A 25,553-nucleotide genomic window follows, 5' to 3' on the forward strand; every position below is an offset into this window, starting at 1 on the left:
CATGTCACATATCCACCATTCTATTACAGAACTTATTGGGCATACACCGCTTCTTGAACTACACAATTTCGAAAAGAACCACAACGCCCAAGGCCATATCTTGGCAAAGCTCGAATATTTCAACGCTACAGGTTCTGTCAAGGATCGCGCCGCCCTCAGCATGATTGAAGCTGCCGAACGCGAAGGGAAACTGAAACCGGGTGGAGAAATCGTTGACCTCACGAGTGGAAACACAGGCATTGCTCTTGCCGCCATCGCAGCCGCAAAAGGGTACAAAGTCACTATTTTCTTTGAATCCGGCGGTTCCAAGGAACGCATTCAAGTTATCAAGACTTATGGCGCGCAGCTTTTCGATTACAAAGATATTCCCGAATTGAAAAAAGCTCTTGAAGACGGCACAATTTGCGACAACATCGTTATCGAGGCCATCACAAAGTACACCAAAGAGCACAACGCATTTTTCATCAACCAATGCGAAAACGAAAACAATCCCCTAGCCCATTACAACACGACAGGCCCTGAAATATGGGAAGATACCGATGGCAAAGTAGATTATGTCGTTTCGATGGCAGGCACAGGCGGAACACTGAACGGACTTTCAAAATATTTCCGCGAAAAGAATCCGAATGTCAAAATTATCGGTGTGCAAGCGACTCCGGACTCCCGCTATTTCACGCCAGAAGCCGAAAAGAATGGCGTTATCGACGGTGTCGCACCATTTGCAAATGTCGCAGAACCTCCTACGTTTTTGACGGATTCCTCGATTTATGATGAATACATCGAAGTTTCTACATTACAGGCAAAAGCTGTAGCGCACGAACTTGCCGAACACGAAGGGCTTTTTCTGGGCACATCAAGTGCAGCGGGCATTTATGCAGCCTCAATTGTCGCGGCACGTCCTGAAAACAACGACAAGAACATTGTCGTTATTACAGCCGATAACGGGTTCAAATATCTTTCCACAAAAGTTTATGCTTTGAACAAGTAAGACTCATCGCATAAAACTCCTAATACTCCTTCTCGCTAATGCGGGAAGGAGTTTTTTATAAGTTCCGATAACATAAATCAATACGTATAATTGCGAGCGATAGCACCCAATACTTAAACAAAATTAGAATAAAATATTTTCAAATTATTTTGTTTTTTCAATTGACAAAACTCTTTGACTGCGAAAAAGCGCTTTTTACTTTTAACCTGTCATTAAAAAACAAAACAAACAAGGAGTTTATCAATGAATATCAATGCAAAAAAAATTATTTCCGTTATTGCCCTTGCCACTGTCAGTTCATTTGCTGAATGGGATTATTACACTGTTCTCGACGAACATCAGGGACAAGCACGAATCAAGGCAAACTACTGGTACAATGGAGATTTCCATTCCACATCTTTTGACTTGAACGCCCGCTATACAGTTGTCAAAGGATTAGAATTGAGCCTCACCGGTCTCGGCTACCAGCTTTTTGCCGATCCGAATGACAAAACAAAAGAAGGTGACGGATTCAAGGACTTTAGCGTGGGTGCAAAATACGCATTCAATCCCAACTTCTCCGTTTTCTTAGACGCCAACATTCCCGCCGGAAAAAAAGAAATTTCCAGCCAGGAATTTAGCATCAAGGGCGGTGTTCAATGGTTCTTGCCCATCTCCGAACAGTTCGGTATCGGTAATGAATTTGGCTTGACCGTTCCTTTCAAGCATGATGGAGTCCAACGCGGTCTCGTTGCTGATTATGGTTTTGAATTCTATTATGCATTCAGCTCCGGTGTTTCTCCGTTTACAGGCTTTGCATTTACAAGCCAGTTGACAGATTCAAAGAACGAAGACAAATCCGAATCCGGAACAGGAGCTTCCAACATTTCTTTCTGGGCCGGCATTTCTTACAACGTTAACAAGAACGTCAATCTGACGCTTTACACCGATATTGAATACGCTGCTCATGGCGCTTATCAATCCGGCTACATTTTCCAAACAACATTCAGCTTCTAAAAAGGAGGCAACAATAATGAATTTTAAACACCTCATTAAAACAACACTTATAAGCGCTCTGCTTTTCGGAGCAAGCGCTTTCGCCGAAATTAAAACAGTTCGAATCGCACATTACACAGGAGTGTTGTGCAGTGCTCCGGTTCATACCGCATGGCTCAAAGGATTTTTCGACGAAGAATTCAAAAAGATCGGGCAAAAATACGAAATGGTACCGATTGCCGAAGGTTCCGGTTCCGTCAACGACTTGATTGTCGCTGGGAAAGCGGACGCAGGTAATGAACTTCTCGCCACAGAACTTCAGCCTATCCAAAACGGACTCCCGATTATCTTTGTAACAGGCGTACACACAGGCTGCACCAAGTTCTACGTCACAAAGCAATCGACCATCAAAAAACTCAAGGACCTGAAAGGGCGCAAAAGCAAAATTGGCGTCATTGGATTGTCCGACAGTTCAATTATGACATTCAAGCGAAAACTCCGTGACCTTGGTGTTGTCGCCGATGGCCCCGAAGCGGATATCGAATTCGTCGTCTATGGCGCAAGCGACTTGCCATTGGCACTCCAAAAGGGAGCCGTGGACATTATCGCCCTTCACGATCCGACCGCAACAACAGCCGAAGAAGAATACGGTTTCCGTAAGCTTCTGGACACTGCCACCGATCCGAAATTTGCCGTAGAATACTGCTGCATCGCATTCGTGAGCCTCAAACTTTGGAAAGAAAATCCAGAAGGTGCAGCCGCATTCACACGTGCAGTCGCTCGCGGTTCCGCATTCGTCAACGCTAACCCGCGTGAAGCAGCAAGACTCCAGCTTGCAAAGGACATCGTCCCCGGAAGCGAAGATTTCAATACCAAACTGCTTGAAAGCTACACCCACATTCCATCCCGCAAAGCAACGATTCGCACATTCAGAACCGTCGCCACGGAACTCCAAAAAACGGGCGTACTCAAGAAAAAGTTGAACATCGAAAAGTTCATCACAAGCCACTTTGCCAATTTTGCGTCTAAGGGGATTCACGTTCCTGACGGTTACAAGTACGATAAGGATACAGGCACATTTACAGAAACGACCGAAGAACCGAAAACCTTAGCGAAGAATATCGTTGAGAACTAAAAAGTAGGAGCGCAACTAGGTTTATATAAACATAGCCTATAGCGCCCAATACACGAACAAAATTAGAACAAAGTATTTTTGAATTATTTTGTTTTTCCACCTTCAAAACATCTTTGATTTAGAAAAAGTGATTTATACCTTTTCACAATCAAAAATAGGGAATTAAAAATGAATTTACGAAGCATCATTAAGACTACGCTCATAAGCGCCCTCCTCCTCGGAACAAGCGCTTTTGCCGATTTCAAACCAGTCCGAATCGCACACTATACTGGTGTGTTGTGTAGTGCCCCGGTTCATGTCGCTTGGCTCAAAGGTTACTTTGACGAGGAATTCAAAAAGATTGGTCAGAAATTCGAAATGGTTCCTGTTGATGCCGGAAAGAATTCTGTAAACGAGCTCATCGTCGCAGGCAAGGTCGATGCAGGGAACGACTTGCTCGCCACCGAACTTCAGCCCATTCAAAACGGGCTCCCTATCGTCTTTGTCACCGGTGTTCATACGGGTTGCACCAAGTATTACGTCACCAAGAAATCGACGATTCAAAAGTTGGAAGATTTGAAGGGACGTAAAACCAAGGTAGGCGTTATCGGTTTATCCGATAGTTCCGTGATGTCGTTCAGACGCAAGCTTCGCGATCTAGGTATCGTCGCAGACGGCCCGGAAGCGGATGTTGAATTCATCGTCTATGGTGCAAGCGACTTGCCGATTGCCCTTGAAAAAGGCGCCGTTGACATTATCGCCCTTCATGATCCAACCGCAGCAACCGCCGAAAAAGAATATGGCTTGCGCAAGTTGCTCGACACCGCAATCGATCCGAAATTTGCCGTAGAATACTGCTGCGTCGCATTCGTGACACTCAAGCTTTGGAAGGAAAATCCGGAAGGTGCCGCCGCTTACACGCGCGCTGTCGCTCGCGGATCCGCATTCGTGAACAGCAATCCGCGCGAAGCCGCAAGACTCCAGCTCTCGAAGGATGTCGTTTCTGGCAGTGAAGAATTCAACGCCCAGTTGCTCGAAAGCTACGGTCACATTCCGTCCCGCAAGGCCGCGCTCCGCACGTTCAATATCGTTGCTGCAGAGCTTCAAAAGACGGGAGTCTTGAAGAAAAAATTGAACATCGAAAAGTTCGTCAAGAGTCACTTTGCTGACTTCGAATCAAAGGGTATCAAAATTCCGGATGGCTACTCCTATGATAAGGCCACCGATAAATTCACAGAAAATTTCGAAGAACCGAAATCTCTTGTGAAAAACATTTAAAAAAGAGAGGTAACAATGTCCAATATTCACCATTCCATTACCGAGCTCGTCGGCCACACTCCGCTGCTGGAGCTCCACAATTTTGAAAAGAATCACAATGCCAAGGGCCATATCCTGGCAAAACTCGAATACTTCAACCCGTCCGGCTCCGTGAAAGACCGCGCTGCCCTCAGAATGATTGAAGAAGCCGAACGCGAAGGCAAGCTCAAGCCGGGTGGAGAAATCGTTGAAATCACGAGCGGTAACACAGGCATCGGCCTTGCCGCTATCGCCGCCGCCAAGGGCTACAAGCTCACCGTTTTCTTTGAACCGGGTGGTTCTGAAGAACGCGTACAAGTGATCAAGACCTATGGAGCAACGCTCCTCGGTTACGACGTCCTTCCGAACGTAAGCAAACTCCTGAAGGAAGGCTCCTTCTCTGTTGCCGTCCTGCTCTCCGACGTCCGCAAGTATGCCGAAGAACACAATGCATTCTTCATCAACCAGATTGAAAACGAAAACAACCCGCTCGTCCATTACTACACCACCGGCCCGGAAATCGTTGCCGATACGGATGGCAAGGTAGACTTTATCGTTTCCATGGCAGGCACGGGCGGTACGCTCAATGGTCTTTCCAAGTACTTCCGCGAACACAATCCGAACGTGAAAATCGTCGGTGTGCAGGCCACTCCGGATTCCCGCTTCTTCACCCCGGAAGCTGAAGAACATGGCGTGATCGATGGTGTTGCCCCGTTCGCAAACGTTCCGGAACCGCCTCCTCTGCTGAACGATTCTTCGATCTATGACGAATACATTGAAGTCTCTACGCTCCAGGCTACAGGCGTTGCCCACGAACTTGCCGAACATGAAGGCCTCTTCCTCGGAACATCCGGCGCAGCAGGCATCTACGCAGCATCCATCGTTGCCGCCCGCCCGGAAAACGAAGGTAAGAACGTTGTTGTCATTACTGCAGACAACGGCTTCAAATACCTTTCCACCAAAGTGTACGCATTGAAGAAGTAAGACTCATTGTGTACAAGCTCCTTCCCGTGACCTCACAAGGGGAGGAGCTTTTTTATTCAAGGAGTTTAAATGAAGAATAAACTAATAAACACATTAAGAAGATTTTTACCCTTTTTAGGTGTTATTGTCGCACTTGCCATCCACTTGCTTATTGAAGACAGCGACGAACACCCAGAAGCTGAAGAAGCTTACTACACCTGGATTTTGTATTTCTTTTTGGCCACTACATTCATCCTCGGCATCGTCTCCACCTTTGTCAAAAAATTGAAGAAAGGCCTGGAATATTCCGGTGCGTTTTGGGGAGGCGTCGGAATCGTCGTCGCCATCATTGACATTGTCATCGGAAAGCTCGCCCTCTTCCCCGTCTTGTTTTTCCCGAAATACGACAACATTCTCGCCCAGTTTTTCGAAGGCTACGAAATCATCCTCAAGTGCATTTGGCACTCGACAAAACTTTTAGTCACAGGATTCCTCTACGGTGCCGGATTCGGCTTTATCACAGGCGTTCTCCTTGGATTCAACAAAAAGTTCAATTATTGGATCAACCCTTACATCAAGCTAATAGGCCCGATTCCCGCAACAATCTGGATTCCGATTTCGTTGACAATTTTCCCGACAACTTTTGGCGCAAGCGTTTTTATCATTGCACTTTCCGTCTGGTTCTCGGTTGCGCTTATGACGAGTTCTGCAATACAGGCTGTCCCCAAAGCCTATTTTGAAGTTTCACGCACGCTCGGCGCAAGTAGCGCTTTCCAGATTTTCCGAGTCGGCATCCCGGCCGCCATGCCCTCCATTTTCCTTGGCGTATTCTACGGCATCATCAGTGCATTCTTGGCGCTCATGACCGCAGAAATGTTCGGCGTCAAATACGGTATCGGCTGGTACATTTCCTGGCAAAAGGCCATGCTCGTCTATAGCGGTGTTTACGCAGGAATCATCGTCATTGCAGTTTACTGCATGCTCATACTCACCCTGCTCTTTAAATTGCGCGATAAAATCTTGAATTGGCAAAAGGGAACTTTGAAATGGTAGCAGAAAATATCGAAAACGTAAAAGGCGCAATCCACATTGATAATCTTGTAAAGACATTTATCAGTAACGAAGGCGAAACCGTCGCCGCCTTGAATGGAGTCAATCTCGACATTCCCGCAGGCAGTTTCGTGAGCCTTATCGGTCCATCCGGCTGCGGAAAGACAACGCTCTTGAGGCAAATCGCAGGACTTGCCGAACCCACTTCGGGCGGCGTATTTGTCGATGGCAAAAAAATTACGAAGCCCGGTGCCGATCGCGGTTTTGCATTCCAGCAAGCAACACTTTTCCCATGGCTCAACATCCGCGACAACATTTCGCTTGGGCTCAGGGCCCGCCACGTGTACAAGGAACACAAGCAAGACGTTGACGAATTCATCGAAACGGTCGGGCTCAAGGGATTCGAAAAATCATACCCGCACGAACTTTCCGGCGGCATGAATCAGCGAGCAAGCCTTGCAAGAGCGCTTGTCGGCCACCCGGATATTCTCCTTTTGGACGAGCCCCTTGGTGCACTGGACGCTTTCACGCGCATGGCAATGCAAGACGAAATCCACCGCCTTTGGGAAAAGTACAAGACCACGATGGTGATGGTCACACACGATGTCGACGAAGCCCTTTACCTCAGTAATTACGTTGTTGTTATGAAGGCACGCCCGTCAAAAATCGAGCAGGTCATCAAAATCGAACTCCCGTTCCCGCGCGCACGAACACAGGACACGTTCATCCAATACCGCAAAAAGATTCTCGAACTGCTAAACTTTGCAGGAAAGATTCAGGAACCGGAATACTACTTGTAGTTATAGTCAAAATCTATAAAAGGTGCTAGAAATATAATATTGGACAAAAATATCAATTCCTTCTATATTATGTGCCGGCGTGAAAAGCCTACAACTGCAAAATTTTGCAAGGGAGACTCGCCATGTCAGAAATTAAAGAACGAAATTTAGACTTTGATACCGTTATTGAGCGTCGCCATACCAACTCTATCAAATACGATTTTGCTATTGAACGCCGTGTTGTAAAGCCAGGTGAAGATCCATACAGTCTTCTCCCGCTTTGGGTTGCCGACATGGATTTCAAGACATCTTCGTTTATTCAAGATGAGTTGACCCGCGTTGCCGAATACGGAATCTTCGGGTACAGCGAACCCAAAGAAGACTACTACGAAGTTGTCAAAAATTTCTACCGCCGCCGACACCACTATGATATAGAAGACCGCAAATCGATTATCAAGATTCCCGGTGTGATGTTCGCGCTTGGCATGGCAATAAAAGCATTCACAAACGTTGGCGATGGAGTACTTATCCAGCAGCCGGTCTACATGCACTTTGTTGACGTCATCGAAGACAACGAACGCAAAGTTGTCAGTAACGACCTCGTTTATGGCGAAGACGGTCGCTATCACATTGACTTTGAAGATTTCGAAAAGAAAATCGTCGAAAACAATATCAAGCTCTTTTTGCTTTGCAGCCCGCACAATCCCGTTTGCCGCGTCTGGACTCGCGAAGAACTTACACGCCTCGGAGAGATTTGCCTCAAGCATAATGTAATCGTCGTGAGCGATGAAATCCACAGCGATTTCGTCTTTGAAGGTACGCACACCGTATTCGCCTCCATAAGCGAAGAACTGGCCAACAAATCCATCATCGTCACGGCGCCAACAAAAACATTCAACTTGGCAGGCATCCAAATCGCACACGCCTTCATAAAGAATCCATCAATCCGTCGCGCGTTCCGCAAGCAAATCTTTGCCACCGGTTATAGCCAAGTCAGCATCCAGGGAATCGTCTCGACGCAAGCCGCCTACAGCAAAGGTGAAGTCTGGCTCGATGCCCTCCTCAAGTACATCAAAGGCAATATTGAATTTACAGACAAATTTATTAAAGAAAATCTGAAAGGCGTCAAGCTTGTGCCAATGGAAGCGACTTACCTCGCATGGATAGACTTCAACGGGACAGGACTTTCGCCAGACGAAATCCAAGATCGCGTCCGCAACAAGGCGCGACTGTGGCTCAACAACGGGATCTTTTTCGGGAACAACGGAGAAGGATTCCAGCGGCTTAACCTTGCTTGTCCACGAAGTATCCTGGTCGAGGCACTCGATAGACTAAAAGTTGCGTTCAATACATAGGCTACGCACATCGAGAAGCTCCCAGGATGCTTAGAATCCACCTAGGGGTTCTTCTTTTTTTAATATTCCTACAATACATATAGGATTCTTCTATTAAATTTCTTATATTTACCACGTAACTATAAAGGGATATAAACAGAACATGACACTACAACAATTACGTTACGCCATCGGGATTGCAAAAGCAGGCTCCTTCAACAAGGCCGCCGAATCCTTGTTCATATCCCAACCGTCTCTCACGACAGCCATCCGCGAGCTCGAAGATGAAATCGGCATCACCGTTTTCAACCGCACAAGCCGAGGCATCACGCTCACGCCCGAAGGCGAAGAATTCATCGCCCGCGCGAACGAGCTCTACAACCATTACGAGTCCGTTCTCGAACGCTACAGCAAGGAAGAACAGAAGAAGAAGCGTTTCGCCGTTTCGACACAGCACTATTCCTTCGCCGTCAAGTCCTTCGTGAACATGGCCAAAAAGTTCAACATCGATGATTACGAATTCGCCATCCGCGAAACAAAGACCAAAGAAGTCATCGATGACGTGACGAGCCTCCGCAGTGAAATCGGCATCATCTACTTGAGCGATTTCAACCGCAAGTACATCACGTATTTGCTCAAGGAACACGATCTCGTTTTCCAAAAGCTGATTGATTGCAAGGCTTACGCCTACATGTGGAAAAACAATCCACTCGCCAACAAGCCTTACGTGAATCTCGAAGACCTTTCGGATTACCCGTGCCTTTCTTTTGAACAGGGCGAAAGCGGTAACTATTACTTCGCCGAAGAAATCTTGAGTACAAACGAGTACCACAAAACCATTAAGGCAAACGACCGCGCCACAATGCTCAACTTGATGGTGGGTCTCAACGGTTACACGCTTTGTTCCGGCATCATTAGCGAAGAAATCAACGGTTCCGATTACGTCGCCGTGCCGTTCAAGGACGCCAAAGGCGAAGACGACCGTTCAATGGAAATCGGCTACATCACCAAAAAGAACTTTATGCTCAGCACCATCTGCCGCATCTACATCCGCGAGATGGAAGAATATCTCAAGGCATACACCGCCGAGCACAATCCGAACGCCTAATCAAAGCGTACAAACTCATTGCACCACGCCCATCATTGATGGGCGTTTTTTTGTTATAGCAAAAACCTATAAAACACGCTAAAAATAAAGTATTGGACAAACTCATATTTGCCTTCTATATTTGGCTTCGAACAAAAACAAAAAGTCATCTAGGAGGTCATTATGAAACAAGGTATTTTATTCGGCGCAACAGCAATTGCATTTGGCGTTCTCGTTTCGCTACTTTCATTTGTTCTGCTTCCATTTTGCTCGGGTCATGGAGACATGATCATGCGCTGCCAAAAGACCTCTAGTGTTGACGGAATTATCGGCATTGTCATCGCGATTTTTGGCATTGCCTATATCGCGATCCCGAAAGCACAAAAAGCATTATCGGCAGCAGTGATTGCAGGCGGAGTTTTCACAGCCCTTGTACCCGCCGTGATTGTAGGCGTTTGCGCAGCACCCCACATGCATTGTCATTCCATATCTTCCCCGGTTTTGCAAATCACAGGAATCGTCATTGCGCTCGTTGGAATTGCCAACAGCATTTACTTATTGAATCGCAGTATAACGCGACAGGAGACTTTAAATGAATCAAATCATACTTAGAATTATTTATACAAACTTTTGGCGTCATCCGTTCCGAAGCATTGGACTTGTCATCTTAACCGCAGTCGCTTCGGCAACACTTTTATCAAGCGCTCTTTTTTCTGAAAGCCTTGACGCAGGCCTGGAGCAGCTCTCATCGCGCATGGGCGCAGACTTGCTCATCGTTCCATACGGCAGCGAAGCAAAAGACCAACCAGTTCTCTTGCAAGGAGAATTAAGCCATCGCACGCTCCCCCGAGAAATTCTCGAATTCACCCGAAAAACTCCTGGAATCAAAATTGCCACATCGCAATTTTATTTTTCCACGCTCGGATCTAGCTGCTGCGATAAAAAAGTCAACATCATCGGTTTCGATTCCAAGACCGATTTTACCATCAAGCCGTGGATTCGCAAAACATACAAGAAAGACTTTCCCATTGGTTCTGTAATCGCGGGTAGCGACATTCAAGTCGATGAATCCGGGAAAATCAAGTTCTTCGATCAGGAATTTACTGTCGTAGCACACCTAGAACGCATGGGTAATAAGCTTGACCAAGCCATTTTTGCCGATGTCGGGACCATCGAAATCTTGCAGAAAGCAGCGAAAGAAAAAGGTATCAACTTCATTTCCGAAGGCGAACCTTCCGCGATTCTTGCGAATCTCGAAAAAGGCGCAGACTTTGAAAAAATATCGCAGACGCTTCACGAGAAATTCGACAACATCCACGTGATTCCGCGCAAGGATTTATTCGATAACGTCATCGCTACGGCAGGTTCTTTCAAGATTATCGTATGGGTTATCGCCGTATTTTTCTTGATTGTCTCCATCGCCGCCGTTTCAATAGCCTTCTCAATTTCTGCAAACGAGCGCAAGCGCGAATTTGCAACACTCCGCGTCATCGGTTTCACGCAAAAGAGATTGGAACACATCGTTCTTGGCGAATCATTGCTCGCAACCATCATCGGCACTGTCGTAGGCGCGTTCATCAGCGTATTTGCAACGCTCTCGTTCCGCGTGTTCATTATCGACAGTTTATCCGTACCGTTCTTGCTTCCGAGCGCACTAACTATTTTTGCGATCATCATCGCTGCAATATTCATTCCCACAATCACAGGCACAGGAGCCGCCTATCGAATAGCTAAACAAGTTGGCCGTCTAGATGTTTACTCGGCTTTAAAGGAGGAAACTTAATGATACTCAATGGTAACAACATTACAAAAGAATATACCCGACGCGGTGAAAAGTTCCCTGCCGTCAACAACGCCGATTTCTTCGCCTGGTCAGGCGATTACACGGTCATCTTCGGAGAATCCGGAAGCGGCAAGAGCACGCTTTTGAACGCCCTCGCAGGCATCAGCGCACCAACATCTGGGAGCATCGCCATTGACGGACAACCGCTTTACACTTTGAATGACGAAGACCGTTCAAAGTTACGCAACGAGCGCATCGGCTACATCCCGCAAAACGCCGCCTGCTTGCCTGCATTCACCGTGACCGAGAACATCGAACTTGCCGCAAGCCTTTACAAGCGACGCATCGACAAGGAGCAAATACAGAGCCTCCTCAAAAAGCTCGGCATCGCTCATTTGGCAAACGAATACCCCGCCAACTTATCGGGTGGAGAATTGCGCCGAGTCGCCATCGCACGTGCTCTTGTCAACAATCCCGATTTGATTATCGCCGATGAACCGACAAGCAATCTCGACGAAGACAACAGCCGCAAGGTTTTCAGCCTTTTCGGAAGGCTTGCAAAATCAGGAGTCGCGGTCATTGTCGCCACACACGATCGAACGGCATTTGGCTACAGTAACCGCACGTACCACATGAAATCGGGTACGCTCATCCCCGACATCGGAGAATACGGCAATCTCTAAAATTTCTAATTTTACAACGTCGTAAACCTGTCATGCCCGATTTAATCGGGCATCTCCTTTTTATAACATGAAACTATTACTCATTTACTTCTTTGTTCTCGGTTTCATCTGCATTCGAGACTTGTTCAAAGTCAAGAATTTTGACGACTACGTTGTTGCAGGTCGCAAGCAAAGCTCCCCGTTTGTATTCATGAGCCTCATGGCAACCGTCCTTGGGGCATCAGCAACGGTGGGCATAGCCGCACGTGCCGAGAGCATCGGCTTCGCCGCCTTCTGGTGGCTTGCCGTTGGAGCGATTGGGTTCTGGTTTCAAGCCGCATTTTTGAGCAAGCCTGTCCACGATCTTGACGTGCGCACGCTCCCCGAAATTGCAGAAAAGACCGTCGGGAAAACAGGGCGAAAGCTAGTCGCTTTAATCATTGCCGTTTCGTGGATTGGAATTATCGCTGCACAATTTGCAGCCGTCGCAGGATTTATCGGGCTTGTGCTTGGTCACGATGCCGGGACGCAATCCGTATTGATTACCGCCGTAATCGTCATTGTCTACACGCTATTGGGCGGGCAACTTTCTGTTGTCCGCACTGATGCTTTGCAATTTGGAATTTTGACGCTCGGATTTTTTGCAGCTGCCGTTTATCTGTTTGGCGGATTCTCGGGAATCGAAAACGCCGCGCATTCCGCAGGTCTCACCGCCAGCAGTTCGACAGCGGGTAACGCAGGTCTCGCGACTTTCGGAAACTTCAATCTTTTGAACGAAAAATTTGGCGCTAGCGATTTAGCAATCATGCTATTCACTATCGGCGGCGCTTATTTTCTTGGCCCCGATGTAATTTCCAGAAATCTCGTCGCCAAAGACGCAACATCGGCACGCAAGGCCGTTGTCGCCGGCAGTTTTGCCATACTCGCCTTTAGCGTGATCATCGTTTTGCTCGGCATGTGGGCCGCCACTTACGCCCCCGCTACAGCAGGCTCCACCACAAATCCGCTATTCCGCCTCGCCTCCGGCGTGCTCCCGCTCCCGCTTGCAGCACTTCTTTCCGTTGGGCTTTTATCAGCGCTCCTTTCGTCGGCAGATACATGCCTCATCAATTCCGCCGCCATTTTCGGGAGCGACATTCTGAACACGCGCCGCATTTCCGTCGTGCGCATTTCCGTCGTTGTCATCGGCATTATCGCCACTTACCTTGCGCTCCAAGGTAAAGATATCATCGGGCTTTTGACAATGGCCTATTCCGTTTACACGCCGGGCATCGTCGCCCCGCTCGCAGTCGCCATCATCGCGCATAAAAGATTCAAAGTCAAGAAAACGCTCTGGTACGCAGGCGTGATTATCGGCGGGCTCTTCGGACTCATTCCCGCAATTCTCGCCTCCACCGCAAAAATCCAAAGCCCCGCTTACTTGTCGCTTGTCGGGATTGCGATATCGCTCGCGTTTGCATTGGCAAGTTTAAAAAAGAAATAACTGCGAGGTGCGACATTTCCTAACAGAGAAATTTTAAAGGGAGATGTCCGATCGGTGTCGGGCATGACATAGAAAAAGCCGGACTTAAAGTCCGGCTTTTCTGTTCAAATTTTTAGCAATTCGAAATTTGAATTTCTCAATTACTTCTGCAAATTGAGGCTTGCGTTGGCAGCGCCGTACAAGCTAATGCTGTAATCCTTGATGAGGTACACCGGGATCTTGTTCAAGAGCGGACGGATGTTCGGATTGTAGTTCTTTTCGAACCAGGTCATGAACAAGTTATCGCGTTCGAGCCAGCGGAGGTCCTTCTGCACCGTGCCACCGGCGAGGTAGAAACCGCCGAGCGGGAGGAACAACGTGCAAGCGTCGCTAGCGAAGCGTGCAAGCATCTTCACGAACATGCGCATCATTTCGGCAGCCACCGGATCGGTATCGCTTGCGCGGCTGATGTACTTTGGGCGGTCATGCCAATCGGTTTCTTCAATCTTCTTGAAGGCATCGTTCTGCGGTACGCCCTTCGTGTCGCGCCACCATTCATAGAGGTGAGCAAGGCCCATGCCAGAGACGAGCGGTTCAACGCCCGGCACCGTGCCGATGCGCTTTTCCATGTAGTCGCGGAAGTCCTGAGTTTCCTTGTCGAACGGAGCAAACGTAGAGTGACCACCTTCGGAGCAAGCCGGGATGTACTTCTGACCGTCAAATGCGAGGAAACCAACGCCCATGCCCGTACCCGGACCAATCACGGCCTTCGTTGCAGCCTGCGGCTTCGGTTCGCTACCGTCGGTGTGCTTGAACTTGAGAATCTGTTTCGGGTCATCGACGTCGAGAGTCGGGATGCCATAGCTAATAGCCATAAAGTCGTTAATCACGAGAGTCGGGATGCCGGTTGCATTCGTGATGGCATCGCCGTCGACGCACCACGGGAGGTTCGTCATGACGCACTTGTTGTTTGCCACCGGACCTGCGGCGCTGATGCAGATGTGGGACGGCTTCAAATCCGCGCGATTTTCGATTGCAGCCTTGAGCGTTTCACGGATCGGGGTGTCAAGTCCTTCAATGCACTGACTCGGGCAAACGGTTTCGAGAATGAGCGTAAACTTGCCATCCTTGTAGCCCACAAGACCAAGATTCGTATTCGTACCACCGATATCACCCGCCAAAACGAGACGGTCAAACTGAGCATCGGGATTAAGCCATTTAATTTCCATAATTTAAAACTCCATGTTTTTCTCGATGAATATAATAAAAACAACTGTTTCAACCCACTCAAAAAATATACATTAAGCCCATAGGGACCTAATAAACAGGTCTAATATCCACTTTTAACAAGCAGAGACCATGCGCGCTATTCTTGCACTCTTTTATTACATCGTCGTTTTCACCATTATGGTTGTCGCAGGCATTCCCTATACCCTCTATTGCGGTATCCGCGGACACTGGGAAGACTGCACCAAGATTTGCTCATTCTCCTTCCAAAAAATCATTTTCAAGCTTTTCGGCATCAAGGTTTCCGTCAAGGGCGCCGAAAACATCCCGCAAGGCATCAACTACGTCATCGTCGCCAACCACCAGAGCTTTTTGGACATCAACGTCGTCTGGCACTCCATCACGAGAGCTTCGTTCATGGCTAAGGCAAGCCTCTGGAAAGCGCCCGTATTCGGCTGGGTTCTGAACCGCTCCGGCAACATTCCTATCCACACGAACCCGCGCAAAAACGCAGGCCTCGGCAAAATCCTCAAGAAACGCCTCGAAAGCAATTACAACATTGTCGTGTTCCCCGAAGGCCACCGCAGCGAAGACGGGCACATGTTCAAGTTCCAAAATGGAATTTTCCGTTTGGCAAAAGAACAGCACTTTGACATTTTGCCAGTTACATTTATCAATACCGGAAAGATTCTCCCAAAGGTCAAATGGGCGGTCTATTCCGGCACCGTCGAGATGGTCGTTCACCCGCTGATCCGCTATGAAGATTACGCCGAGAAGCCGATGGCCGACCTCCGCGACGAAACTCATGATCTTATTGAATCCGCAATGCCGTACAAGCAGGCGGAACTTGCCGCAGCAAAAGAAGCGGTCGCAGAAAACAAGGAGGCTTAATTATGGCTAAGGAATTACCGAGCGAAGAACAAATTATTGCAATCCTTCGTGACGAACCTATGGTAGGGAGCCAGCTCCGCAGCGCTCTCGGCCTCCCAAAAAAACAGAAGATGGCTTTTAAGCAGCTCCTCGCCGACATGATCGAGCGAGGCGTTCTCAAGCGTTCTGCCCACAAGGAATATCAATTGGGCGATGGCGAGCCGCTCGAAGATAAGCGCGAGAAGCGCCGCAAGAAGCTTGCAGAGCAGGGTGTCGAAGACAATCGCCGTCCAGGCGCACGCAGCCGTCGTCAGACCGAAAAGGATTCCGGCACACGCGTGAAGCGCGGCATTCTGCACCAGACCGGTGACGAAGACTGGCAGGTGACCGAAATCGATACCGGCAAGGTGTACGAGATGTGCCACCGCAGGCAGGCGCCGGGCAAGGAAGGCGAGACCATCAGCTTCACGCTTTATCCGCACCCGAAGCTCAAGCACAGCTACTTGGCGAAGGTCGACCGCTCCGCAGAAATCATGAACGTGACTTGGGACGAAGTCAAGAAAAAGTTCATGGAAGAGAGCAATCTTCCGAAAGGCTTTAGCCCCGCTATTGAAAAGTACGTGGCCTCCATTACGGACCCGACCGAAAAGGATTTCAAGGGCCGCGTGGATTACCGCAAGCTCGACATTCTCTGCATTGACCCCGAAGGCGCCATGGACCACGACGATGCGATCAGCGTGGAACGCAAGCCGAATGGCGGTTACAAGCTCGGCGTACACATCGCCGACGTGAGCTACTACGTGCCCGAAGGTTCTGACCTTGACGAAGAAGCTCTTGAAAGAAGCTACACGCAATACTTGCCGTGGACCGCAGTGCCGATGCTCCCGGAAAAGCTTTCGAGCGGCGTTTGCAGCTTGCACGAAGGCGTAGACCGTTGCGCATTCACCTGCATGATCGACTTGGACAAGGAAGCAAACGTTCTCGGTTGGGATTTCCACCGCAGTGTCGTGAACATCACGAAGGGCATCACGTACCAGCAGGCAGTGAAGATGATGGAAGAAGGCGACGATTCCATCAAGGCTCTCGCCGAAGTGACAGCGCTCCTCAAGAGAAACCGCACCAAGGATGGCTTGCTCGAATTCCAGACAACTGAATACGGCTGCAAGTTTGACGAAAACGGTGAACCGGTCAAGATTTTCCCGCGCGAACACGACGATTCCAATTCTTGGGTTGAAGAGTGCATGCTAATCGCGAACAACTGCTGCGCGAAGGAACTCAAGCAGCGCAAGCTGCAAGGCATTTACCGTATCCATGAAGCTCCGGACACGAAGGACATCATGGAACTCTATTACATGTACCCAGATCTGTTCAAGGACGCTCCGGTGATGTTGCGTGACTTGGGTAAGCCGCGCAGTGGCGACACGAACTTAAACCCGGTAGCCTTCAAGCTTTACGAGCACTTGGTCAAGCGCGCCGCCGGTGACGAGACGCTCACAAATCGCATTTTGCGCAGTATGCAGAAGGCGCATTACGATTCCAACAGCTTCGGGCATTTCGCCTTGAACTGGCAGGATTATAGCCACTTCACTTCGCCGATCCGCCGTTACGCGGACCTCTGGTGCCATCGCGAACTCGCCCGCAAGGGTAAGGAAATCGATGCAGAACGCGTGAACAGCGTGATTGAAGTCTGCGACTTGATTTCGGCAAATGAAATCAAGAACATGAAGGTGGAACGCATCGCCATCAAGGTGTGCAGTTGCTGGATTTTGAAGAGCCGCATTGGCGACAGCTTCGAAGCAAGCGTTACGGGCATCGAAGAATGGGGCATCTACGTTTCCATCGACGATCCGATTGCCGAAGGTCTTGTGCGCTACCGCGATATCACGGGCGATGACTTTTACGTGTTCAATCCGGACCAGGGTCTTGCATTTGGCAAGCGCAGTGGCCGCACCTTCCGCCGTGGCGACAAGGTGATGGTTCAACTCCTCAGAGTTGACCCATTGCGCGGTCAGGCAGACTTCAGCATCACCGAAAAGCTGAGCCCTGAACCGAAGAAGCGCCGTACCCGTGAAGATACCGAACGCGACATTCGCAATTTCAATGAAAGAGCTGACCGCGCTGCGGCCGCCGAAGCACTCGGCTATGTGAGCCAGCCGGACGAAGACGACGATTACGAACCGGAATACGTTTCTCGCGGTCGCCGTGGTCGTCGTGATTTCGACGGTCCGATCTTTGAACGCACCGGTCGCGATTCTCGTGAACGTGGCGGTTTCCGCAAGGGCCGTGACGAATTCGATGAAGGTCGCCGTTCCGACAAACGTGGGAAACACGGTTCTGAAAAGCGCGGAACCCGCGATTTCGGCGAAGGATTCCATGTAGCCAGCGAACCGCGTGAAGCAAGACGTGGCCGCAGATCTAGCGAAAAAGGTCGCGGACGCAGCAGCCGCGGAGGCCGCAGAGGAAGATAGTTGATGGACGCATGCAATAAAGTCGCCCTCTATGCCAGTTACCAAACCGGGGAAGACCTCCCCGGCTATGTCCGTTTTGCGCTCAAGCATCTTGCCGAGACCGACTTCAAGGTCGTCCTCCTCACGAATCGCCGAACGCTTTCTAGCGACACCTACGATTTTTTAAAGGAAAACCACATCGAGCTTTTCGTCACCGAAAATCGCGGATTTGACTTTGGCATGTGGCGGCGTTATTTGCAACTGCAGGCGAACCGAACAGACGCAGCCGGCAACTACGTTCCCGGCGTCATCACGCGTGATGTGGAACGCTTGCTGCTCATCAACGATTCCATCGTCTATTACCAAAACAAGTTCAAGGAATTCTTTGAACGCGCCGAACAAAGCAATGCCGATGTTGTCTCGCTCACAAGCAATGACGAAATTGCGCCGCATCTGCAATCGTTCTTCTTGTACATGAAACCCGCCGCACTCGGCGTGTTCTTCTTGCACATTTTCGAGACTCCCGAGCAGACCGAATTCTACGATGTCACCCGCAAGCTCGAAGTCGGCTTGAGCGAAAAATTCACCGAAGCCGAAGTCATCATGGAATCGCTCTACCACACGAAACGTCCCGTGTTCTTCGCATACGACGAGCTCATCCAACAAGGCGCTGGTTTCGTGAAGCGCAAGCTTCTGGAACGCCGTTTCAACTACGAAGAAAAGAAACACTTCGTACGCCACCACGCCTACGATGCGCTCAACAAGGACTACACCGCCCTCATTCTAGAAGCCGGGCTAGACGCAGATTTTGACGAGAGTTGGCTCCCGAAATGCAACGAGACCCGCGCAGAACGCATCAAGGATTTTATCTGGGAAAAAGGTTTCCAGCTCGTCGGCTTCCCCGCTAAACGCCTACTCGATAAAATCAAGAAATAAAAAAGCAGTTGTTTCCAAAATGGAAACAACCACTCTTCACTTTAACAACATACTTTTTCGCCTTAAAACGGCAAGTCGAATTCTTCCTCTTGGGCGCGTTTTAGCTGATTACGCAGTTCAGTCGCGAACTTGCGCGGAACAGGCCTCGAAGGCGGAAGTACGTTCACGGAAAGTTCATCAGAAACACAATAATTTACGGCTCCATTTTCCGACACAGAGTAAGTGACGACTTTATAGGAATCACCCATGCTCAATTCGTTTAAAAGCGAGCTCGCTCCATCCTTAGAATTACGAAGTTGCTCACGGACTTTTTCGATTTGCTCTGCAGTTGATGGAGTATTCCACACAATAGCAAGCTGAGCGTAATCATTCCGCGGAATCTCTACAATGTCGCCTTGCTTAAAACGAATCGTCTTGGGATCACGACCTTTATAAGGCTCTTTATTGCAGACCCTCAACTGTCTCGGGAGATTACTCGGCCCCTCACTTTTCAGCCACAAAGAGCCATCTTCGAGGTAACGCCAGCACGAAACATAGTCGGTAGAATGCATCATAGAACCTATCGGCAATTCCGTCACAAAAAAGCCATAGGCGTCATTTGATTTTTTCTTGACGATTTTACGAATACTCTTTTCGGCATCCGCCAAAGATTGATAGTACCCGACCTCACCTTCCATCAAATGGAAACAAGGGCAAACAGAGGGGTAAAATGCGAGCTCATCCTTATCAATACTAAAGCTCTCTTTTTTGCTAATCATATAGCGAAAAACGCGTAAAACGAACAGATTTGTATTGTTTTCGGACTGTTGTGGCATATATACCTCTCTTTTTATTCAAAATAACAGGTATAATTTATAAAATCGTACTGACATATAATGACATTTTGAATATATTTTTGCATCTAGCCCCTTTCCACAAAAAAGAAGCACATCAGTAAAGCAGGTATGGAATGAAGAAATTTGGTTTAACAGCGATTGGTTTTGCTGCTTTTGGGGCATCGTTATGGATGGCGGGCTGCGGCTCCGACGGAAACCCCTCTAACGGTGGCGACATCGACCCGAACCAGCCTATTTCTCTTCTCGATACTTTGACCGTTCCGAGTGCAGCCAACTTGCCCGCCTGCGATGCAAGCCGTGAAGGTCGCGCATTCTTTGTGCAGAACGAGAACTTGCCGCGACTTTGCGTAAAAGGCTCTTGGCGAAGTGCAGCGGACTCCACAGACTTTAGCATCACCTGCAGCGACGGATTTTTGCATGCTGTTGACAAAATTTCGCCAACCGGAACAATCGTCGGTAGCGCAGACACGGTCTTTGTCGAAGGTTTCATTTCGCCGATTTCTGGCATTGCGCAAAAGGGACCGTTCGTCTTTGGCACAAGCATTACCGTCACCGAAGCGAACAAGGAATTCAACACCGAGACTTACCAAAAAGCAGAAGGTTGCATCCTCACGAATGACGGACGCTATACCTTTAACGAAGTCCACTCAAATTCCAACTGCGTGAAAATCAGGGCGACCGGTTTTTACCGCAACGAAGTGACAGGCAGAGTTTCAAACAACCCCATTACGCTTGCTGCAAAGACTTGCTCGCCCGAACATGCGAACGTGAACATTCTCACGCACATTACCATCCCGCGCATTGAACAGCTCACGATGAACCACATCGACTTTGCCGAAGCTAAGGCGCAGGCGGAGCGCGAAGCATTTGCCGCATTCGGGATTGACACGGTCATGCTTTATTCGCAGCCGTACTTCACCGACGGACGCACAGACAAGCCCGTTGCCGAAGATCTTGACATGTTCGGGAATAGCGAATACAGTGCCGCACTGTTTGCCATCTCCGCCATGATTCAAGGCGAGCGTAGCGAGAACGACATGATGAATCTCGCGAACAATCTCGCCGAAGACCTCAAGGGCGATGGCACTTGGAACGACCAGAACTGGAAAATTCAAATTGCCGACTGGGTTGTAGGTCTTGACACGCTCTGGAAATACAACGATATCCGCAACAACGTTTCATCGTGGGGAATGAACATTCCGAATTTTGAGCGATACATGCGCGCGTTCATCCCTATCGCTTACGGATTCGAGCCTTGCACCGACGCCAACGCAGGGCAAGTCACGTACGTCAATCAAGGTCAAAGCGCACTATTCGCAAACGACTACGAGCACGCCGACCATTCCAGAGTCCGATTCATTTGCGACGTGAGTTCCAAGGAATGGCGCATTGCACAGCCCATCGAAAAAGATACGGCAGGATTTGGTCCCGGCGAATACGACAAGGAAGTCCGCGAAGGCCGCGTGAATCACGACAACTATTACATCTTCGAGACCGCCACAAACGCATGGCGCGTCGCCACCCCGCAGGAAGCCGACGGATTTACAGACCTCGTTGAAGTTTATGCAAATCTCAAGTCCGACGAAAAAGCAGTCTTCATCATCCGCCACAGCGAACGCACCGATGACACGGGCCCGAACGGCCACTTGACTAGCAACGGAAAAACGTATGCCCGCAATTTAGGCACCCGCCTCGCGACGATCGCCAAAGAAGATTTTTACTACGGTTATTCGGGCTACACACGCACGCAAGAAACTTGCGAAGAAATCGCCATCGGCAAAGGTCAAGTCGGTTACACGCTCAACATCTTCCCCTACATGGACGGAGCGTGGTATATCAAGGACGAAGCCACCGCCAACAACTATATCAATGCCGAAGGCGGCTGGGTTGTATTTTCCAAGTACGGTTTTACAGGCGCCTACCCAGACGCATTCTATGATTTAGAGACTCGCAGCGAAGAACTCTTGAAAAACAACATTCTCGCAAACCTCCCAGCCATGAAACGCGTAAACGTCATGTGCACGCACGATTACCTGGTCGTGCCGCTCCTCGCCTACACCACCAACGGTCACGCGAACGTGCGCTATTACGAAAAATGGCGCTGGGTCAATTACCTCTCGGGCGTTGCAATGATTATCTCCGCTGACGGTTCCGTCCGTTACGTCCCCGTCAAGGGACTTGAATCGGGAACGATGTAATTACTTGCGCTTCGCACGGATTTTCGGATCGAGCCTACGCTGTAACATCGTGAGCACACGAGTCAAAATCCAGATGATAATCAGGTAAATAATTGCCGTCATAATCAGCGGGAAGAAAGCCTCGTAAGTGCGGCTGCGGATAATGTCCGACGCCTTTGTCAAATCCAAGATAGCGATATAGCCCACCACCGATGTCATCTTCACCATGCTGATAAATTCGCCCTGGAACACCGGCAAAAAGTGGTGCGCCGCCTGTGGGAAGACAATCTTGAAGAACGCGCGAGGTTTCGTATAGCCAAGCGCAAGCGCCGCTTCCATTTGCCCTTTATCAACAGCCAAGATTCCCGTGCGCATAATTTCTGCCGCATAGGCGCCAAAGTTCATGCCAAAGCCAATGATGGCAACCCACACGCCATCAAGCCCCGTACGTGCAAACACGATGTAGAACAGCACCATCAAAAGCACGACCGACGGAATCCCTTGCAAAAGGCGAATGTAGCCTAGCGCAAAAACATTCGCGTATGGACGACTCGAGAGGCGCAACATGCAAAAGCCAAAGCCAATCAACGAGCCCAAAATTCCCGAAAGGATAGAGATAAAGATAGTCACGCCGACACCCTGCGCCACAAGCTTCCAGCGGTCTTCACGAATAAATGTTCTCTCGAAGCTTTTCTTTAAAGAACCCCAAAAGGTTTCTTCATAAGGGGCAACAGCCTCTTCTTCTGCAGTCCGTTTTACAATGGCAACGACTCCACCATCATAAACAGGAGTAGAAAAATTAACGCTTCGCTTTCGTTCTGCGGTAACGGTAATCTCCCCCACGGCCAAATCACTTGCGCCAGACACGATCGATGGCAATATGGATTCAAAATTCATATTCACAATTTCAAGTCCATAACCATAAGCCTCACAAAAACGGACAACCCAATCAATATCATAACCAACAACAGCATTGTCCTTAATGTAAACAAACGGGGCTACCTCCACATTCGTGGCCAAGTGAAGTGTTCCATTGGTCGCTTTCAACTTTGACAAATCAATTTTCTTGAGCGATTCATCGGATCCAAACCAGACTGATTCCAAAACAGTTTGCAAACCTTGTTTGATAGAATTTTGAATAAATTCTGTCATTTGTGCACACAACTTTTCACCTTTTTCACTTTTTGAGAAAGCAAAGGCATAGTTAGCCTTTTCTAAAATCTTATTTACAATTTCAACTTCTTTACGACCTTCTACCAAAAGCCTTGCGGTAGGCTCATCAACTAGCATGGCATCCAATTTTCCAGCATCAATCGATTTGACCATATCAGCATAAGTATTGAAAAACAAGGACTTCGCTGTCGGGAAAAATTCATTCAATACTTTATCGAAGACTCCTCCTGTCATAAGGCCAATCTTAGCGCCATCGCGATTCAAGCTTTTAATCATGTCTTCAGGATTTTTCGCTACCTGTTGCTTAGCTTTACCATCAAGAATCTGCACCGCCATCACGCATTCAGAAACGTAAATAGGATGCGATAGATAATTTTTCTCCTTGAATATGGGAGTGGCGCTAAGCGTTGCCGCCGCAAAATCATACATTCCCGTTTCGATACCAAGAATCACCGATTCGAAAGCCACGTCGTGAACTTCGAGACCGCAACCTTTTTCCTTGCAGAAACGCGCCATCAAATCCATTTCGTAACCGACAATTTTGCCATTCTTGATGTATTCAAAAGGCGGATTCACAGCACTCGTCGCCATCTTGAACGTGGGCATTCCCGGTTTTGCCATCGGGAATTCCACGACCTTTTTCTCTTCATCTTCACCGAGCCAAATGTTATCAATCGAATCCAGCATTCCAGACAGATGCATCTTGTCGATAAACTCATCCATCTCGTCTCGGAGAGCTTTAGCCTTTTCATTCTTCGGGAAAACAATCACAATATCCATCGGCTCGAAATCGGCATGGATATAGGCAAGGTTTGGATTTTCGAGTGCGGCATAGCGGATCACAGGTTCGTCATTGATAAAGCCATCCAGCTTGCCGTTCGCCACCATGTAAGCCATGTCCGGAGTAGACTTGTAATACTTGATTTCGGCCTTGGGGAGCATTCGACGCGTTTCTTTATCGACAAAGACAAAACCCGTTTGCATTCCAAGTACAAGATTCTCGTTTTTGTTCATGTCCGCAATGGAATTGTACTTGAGGTGCAATTTTCTAAATCGTGGCGGAACATCCTTCAATGCAGAATCACGCCCTTCTTCGTAGCCAATCGAATATTGCGGGTCATTCAGCTGGGCAGCACTTTCAATTTTACGTACTTTTTCATCGCAGCCCGTCAACAAAACCGTCAAAGCAATGAGAGCTGCCAAATATTCGAGAATCTTTTTCATAACGCCCTCCTACTTGACATGGAAATGAATGACGGTCAGGCCATTGACAACATTTTGTTTATAATGTTCTGTAGCCACATCAATCAGTTGTCTAGAAATTTCGTCGCAAAAATCCAACGGATTTATATTCGGCCCTGCAAATTCAATCCTGATTTCAGCACGGCTGTTGTCTTCAGAATACTCCGCCATTAAACGGATATCCGTACCTTGCGGCAGTTTGGGAACAAGCCCAAGCATCACCATTTCGTCGAGAACATAGCTCACGTTTCGAATGGTCCGATTCTCCATCTGGTTCTTTTCGGCGAAAAACAGGAATCGGTTCATAACGCCCATAAAATCAATATTTCCAACGACAAGATGTTCGTCAAACACTTTCAAATGCTTGATAAACAACCTCGTCTTTTCGCGCTGCGGATTTTCAAAAATCTGCTTCGGAGTCCCCTCTTCGTAAATCACCCCCTCGTCCATGTAGAACACGCGCGTCGAGATATCTCGAGCAAACTTCATCTCGTGCGTGACAATCATCATCGTGAGCCCCTGATTCGAAAGTCCCTTGATCACCGCAAGGACCTCCCCAATCATTGTCGGGTCTAAAGCGCTCGTCGGTTCATCTAACAATATAATTTCAGGGTCCATCGCTAGCGTACGCGCAATAGCGACACGCTGTTTTTGGCCGCCCGAAAGTTCCTCGGGCAAGTTATCGGCCTTGTCCGCAAGCCCCACACGACGCAAAAGTTCTATTCCCTTTGCGCAGGCATCCTGCTTGGAACGGTGCAAAATATCCATCTGCGCGACCATGATATTTTCGATAATCGTCAGGTGGTTGAATAGGTTAAACGACTGGAAAACCATCCCCATCTTGCGGCGAATCGCAGGTACATTCGCCCCATGTGCCGTAATCGACTTTCCGTCAATCAAGACCTCCCCCGAGGTCGGACGTTCCAAAAGATTTATACAACGCAATAACGTCGACTTACCCGTTCCCGATGGGCCTATAATCGACACAATATCGCCACAATTAATCTCGGCATTGACATCCAAAAGCGGAGTCGCATTCGGGTACACCTTTTTCAAATGACGAATCGAAATCATCAAAATACCCTTTTTCCCCTTAAAAAATGTGATATTTATCTATTTCCCCATTTAAATTACATCATTCCTTCCTAAAAT

Annotated in this window: 21 protein-coding genes; 17 read left to right on the forward strand and 4 right to left on the reverse strand. The window is 48.6% G+C overall.

Translation table 11 applies throughout. The features are described 5' to 3' along the window. Position 1 precedes the first annotated feature (1 nt). From BUC30_RS04870 to BUC30_RS04930, 13 genes are all read left to right on the forward strand, one after another. Positions 2-988 carry a PLP-dependent cysteine synthase family protein gene (locus tag BUC30_RS04870; protein WP_073423782.1) on the forward strand — a complete coding sequence of 329 codons (987 nt, stop codon included), beginning with the start codon at positions 2-4 and terminating at the stop codon, positions 986-988. Between the two features lie 243 nt (positions 989-1,231). Next, a complete protein-coding gene (locus tag BUC30_RS04875) occupies positions 1,232-1,984 on the forward strand; it encodes a hypothetical protein (protein WP_073423783.1) in 753 nt (250 codons plus the stop codon). Between the two features lie 16 nt (positions 1,985-2,000). After that, entirely contained in the window at positions 2,001-3,098 is a 1,098-nt protein-coding gene (locus BUC30_RS04880) for an ABC transporter substrate-binding protein (protein WP_073423784.1), read from the forward strand. Between the two features lie 168 nt (positions 3,099-3,266). Beyond that, the gene (locus BUC30_RS04885; RefSeq protein ID WP_014545829.1) at positions 3,267-4,355 is read left to right on the forward strand and encodes an ABC transporter substrate-binding protein; all 1,089 of its coding nucleotides are present in this window, start codon (positions 3,267-3,269) and stop codon (positions 4,353-4,355) included. Positions 4,356-4,370: 15 nt separating this feature from the next. After that, positions 4,371-5,357 carry a PLP-dependent cysteine synthase family protein gene (locus BUC30_RS04890; protein ID WP_073423785.1) on the forward strand — a complete coding sequence of 329 codons (987 nt, stop codon included), beginning with the start codon at positions 4,371-4,373 and terminating at the stop codon, positions 5,355-5,357. 69 nt (positions 5,358-5,426) lie between these two features. After that, complete coding sequence (locus tag BUC30_RS04895; protein WP_014545831.1) at positions 5,427-6,389, forward strand: ABC transporter permease; 963 nt, start codon at positions 5,427-5,429, stop codon at positions 6,387-6,389. Further along, complete coding sequence (locus BUC30_RS04900; RefSeq protein WP_014545832.1) at positions 6,383-7,186, forward strand: ABC transporter ATP-binding protein; 804 nt, start codon at positions 6,383-6,385, stop codon at positions 7,184-7,186. Before BUC30_RS04895 ends, BUC30_RS04900 begins: the two co-directional genes overlap by 7 nt. 122 nt (positions 7,187-7,308) lie before the next feature. Continuing rightward, positions 7,309-8,520: a MalY/PatB family protein gene (locus tag BUC30_RS04905; RefSeq protein WP_073423786.1), complete on the forward strand. Its 1,212-nt coding sequence runs from the start codon at positions 7,309-7,311 to the stop codon at positions 8,518-8,520. Between the two features lie 142 nt (positions 8,521-8,662). Then, positions 8,663-9,607 (forward strand): LysR family transcriptional regulator, encoded by a 945-nt coding sequence (locus BUC30_RS04910; RefSeq protein WP_014545834.1) that lies wholly within the window; start codon positions 8,663-8,665, stop codon positions 9,605-9,607. 162 nt (positions 9,608-9,769) lie between these two features. Next, complete coding sequence (locus BUC30_RS04915) at positions 9,770-10,198, forward strand: DUF4418 family protein (RefSeq protein WP_073423787.1); 429 nt, start codon at positions 9,770-9,772, stop codon at positions 10,196-10,198. Beyond that, a complete protein-coding gene (locus BUC30_RS04920; protein ID WP_073423788.1) occupies positions 10,179-11,369 on the forward strand; it encodes an ABC transporter permease in 1,191 nt (396 codons plus the stop codon). The genes BUC30_RS04915 and BUC30_RS04920 overlap by 20 nt, the downstream gene beginning before the upstream one ends. Continuing rightward, entirely contained in the window at positions 11,369-12,052 is a 684-nt protein-coding gene (locus BUC30_RS04925) for an ABC transporter ATP-binding protein (protein WP_073423789.1), read from the forward strand. The genes BUC30_RS04920 and BUC30_RS04925 overlap by 1 nt, the downstream gene beginning before the upstream one ends. Positions 12,053-12,119: 67 nt before the next feature. Further along, the gene (locus BUC30_RS04930; protein ID WP_073423790.1) at positions 12,120-13,514 is read left to right on the forward strand and encodes a sodium:solute symporter family protein; all 1,395 of its coding nucleotides are present in this window, start codon (positions 12,120-12,122) and stop codon (positions 13,512-13,514) included. Between the two features lie 140 nt (positions 13,515-13,654). On the opposite strand, the gene BUC30_RS04935 is transcribed toward BUC30_RS04930, so the two are convergent. Then, on the reverse strand, positions 13,655-14,722 hold the full coding sequence (locus BUC30_RS04935; RefSeq protein WP_073423791.1) for a glucokinase: 1,068 nt from the start codon (positions 14,720-14,722) through the stop codon (positions 13,655-13,657). Between the two features lie 130 nt (positions 14,723-14,852). Here BUC30_RS04935 and BUC30_RS04940 point away from each other — a divergent pair, with 130 nt between their 5' ends. The 3 genes from BUC30_RS04940 to BUC30_RS04950 are packed head-to-tail and all read left to right on the forward strand — an operon-like array spanning position 14,853 to position 18,973. After that, positions 14,853-15,611: a 1-acyl-sn-glycerol-3-phosphate acyltransferase gene (locus BUC30_RS04940; RefSeq protein ID WP_073423792.1), complete on the forward strand. Its 759-nt coding sequence runs from the start codon at positions 14,853-14,855 to the stop codon at positions 15,609-15,611. Positions 15,612-15,613: 2 nt separating this feature from the next. Then, complete coding sequence (locus tag BUC30_RS04945) at positions 15,614-18,058, forward strand: ribonuclease R family protein (RefSeq protein WP_073423793.1); 2,445 nt, start codon at positions 15,614-15,616, stop codon at positions 18,056-18,058. 3 nt (positions 18,059-18,061) lie between these two features. Next, complete coding sequence (locus tag BUC30_RS04950; RefSeq protein WP_073423794.1) at positions 18,062-18,973, forward strand: hypothetical protein; 912 nt, start codon at positions 18,062-18,064, stop codon at positions 18,971-18,973. Between the two features lie 62 nt (positions 18,974-19,035). Here the strand turns inward: BUC30_RS04950 and BUC30_RS04955 are convergent, their stop codons facing one another. Next, a complete protein-coding gene (locus BUC30_RS04955; protein WP_244536482.1) occupies positions 19,036-19,731 on the reverse strand; it encodes a hypothetical protein in 696 nt (231 codons plus the stop codon). A gap of 191 nt (positions 19,732-19,922) precedes the next feature. Between BUC30_RS04955 and BUC30_RS04960 the strand changes: the two genes are divergently transcribed. After that, entirely contained in the window at positions 19,923-22,007 is a 2,085-nt protein-coding gene (locus tag BUC30_RS04960; protein WP_073423796.1) for a histidine phosphatase family protein, read from the forward strand. On the opposite strand, the gene BUC30_RS04965 is transcribed toward BUC30_RS04960, so the two are convergent. After that, positions 22,008-24,383 (reverse strand): ABC transporter permease subunit, encoded by a 2,376-nt coding sequence (locus BUC30_RS04965; protein WP_073423797.1) that lies wholly within the window; start codon positions 24,381-24,383, stop codon positions 22,008-22,010. A 9-nt stretch (positions 24,384-24,392) separates the two neighbouring features. Beyond that, a complete protein-coding gene (locus BUC30_RS04970; protein WP_073423798.1) occupies positions 24,393-25,475 on the reverse strand; it encodes an amino acid ABC transporter ATP-binding protein in 1,083 nt (360 codons plus the stop codon). Positions 25,476-25,553 lie beyond the last annotated feature (78 nt).

It is taken from the genome of Fibrobacter sp. UWB7, assembly GCF_900142945.1.
Taxonomy (GTDB): domain Bacteria; phylum Fibrobacterota; class Fibrobacteria; order Fibrobacterales; family Fibrobacteraceae; genus Fibrobacter.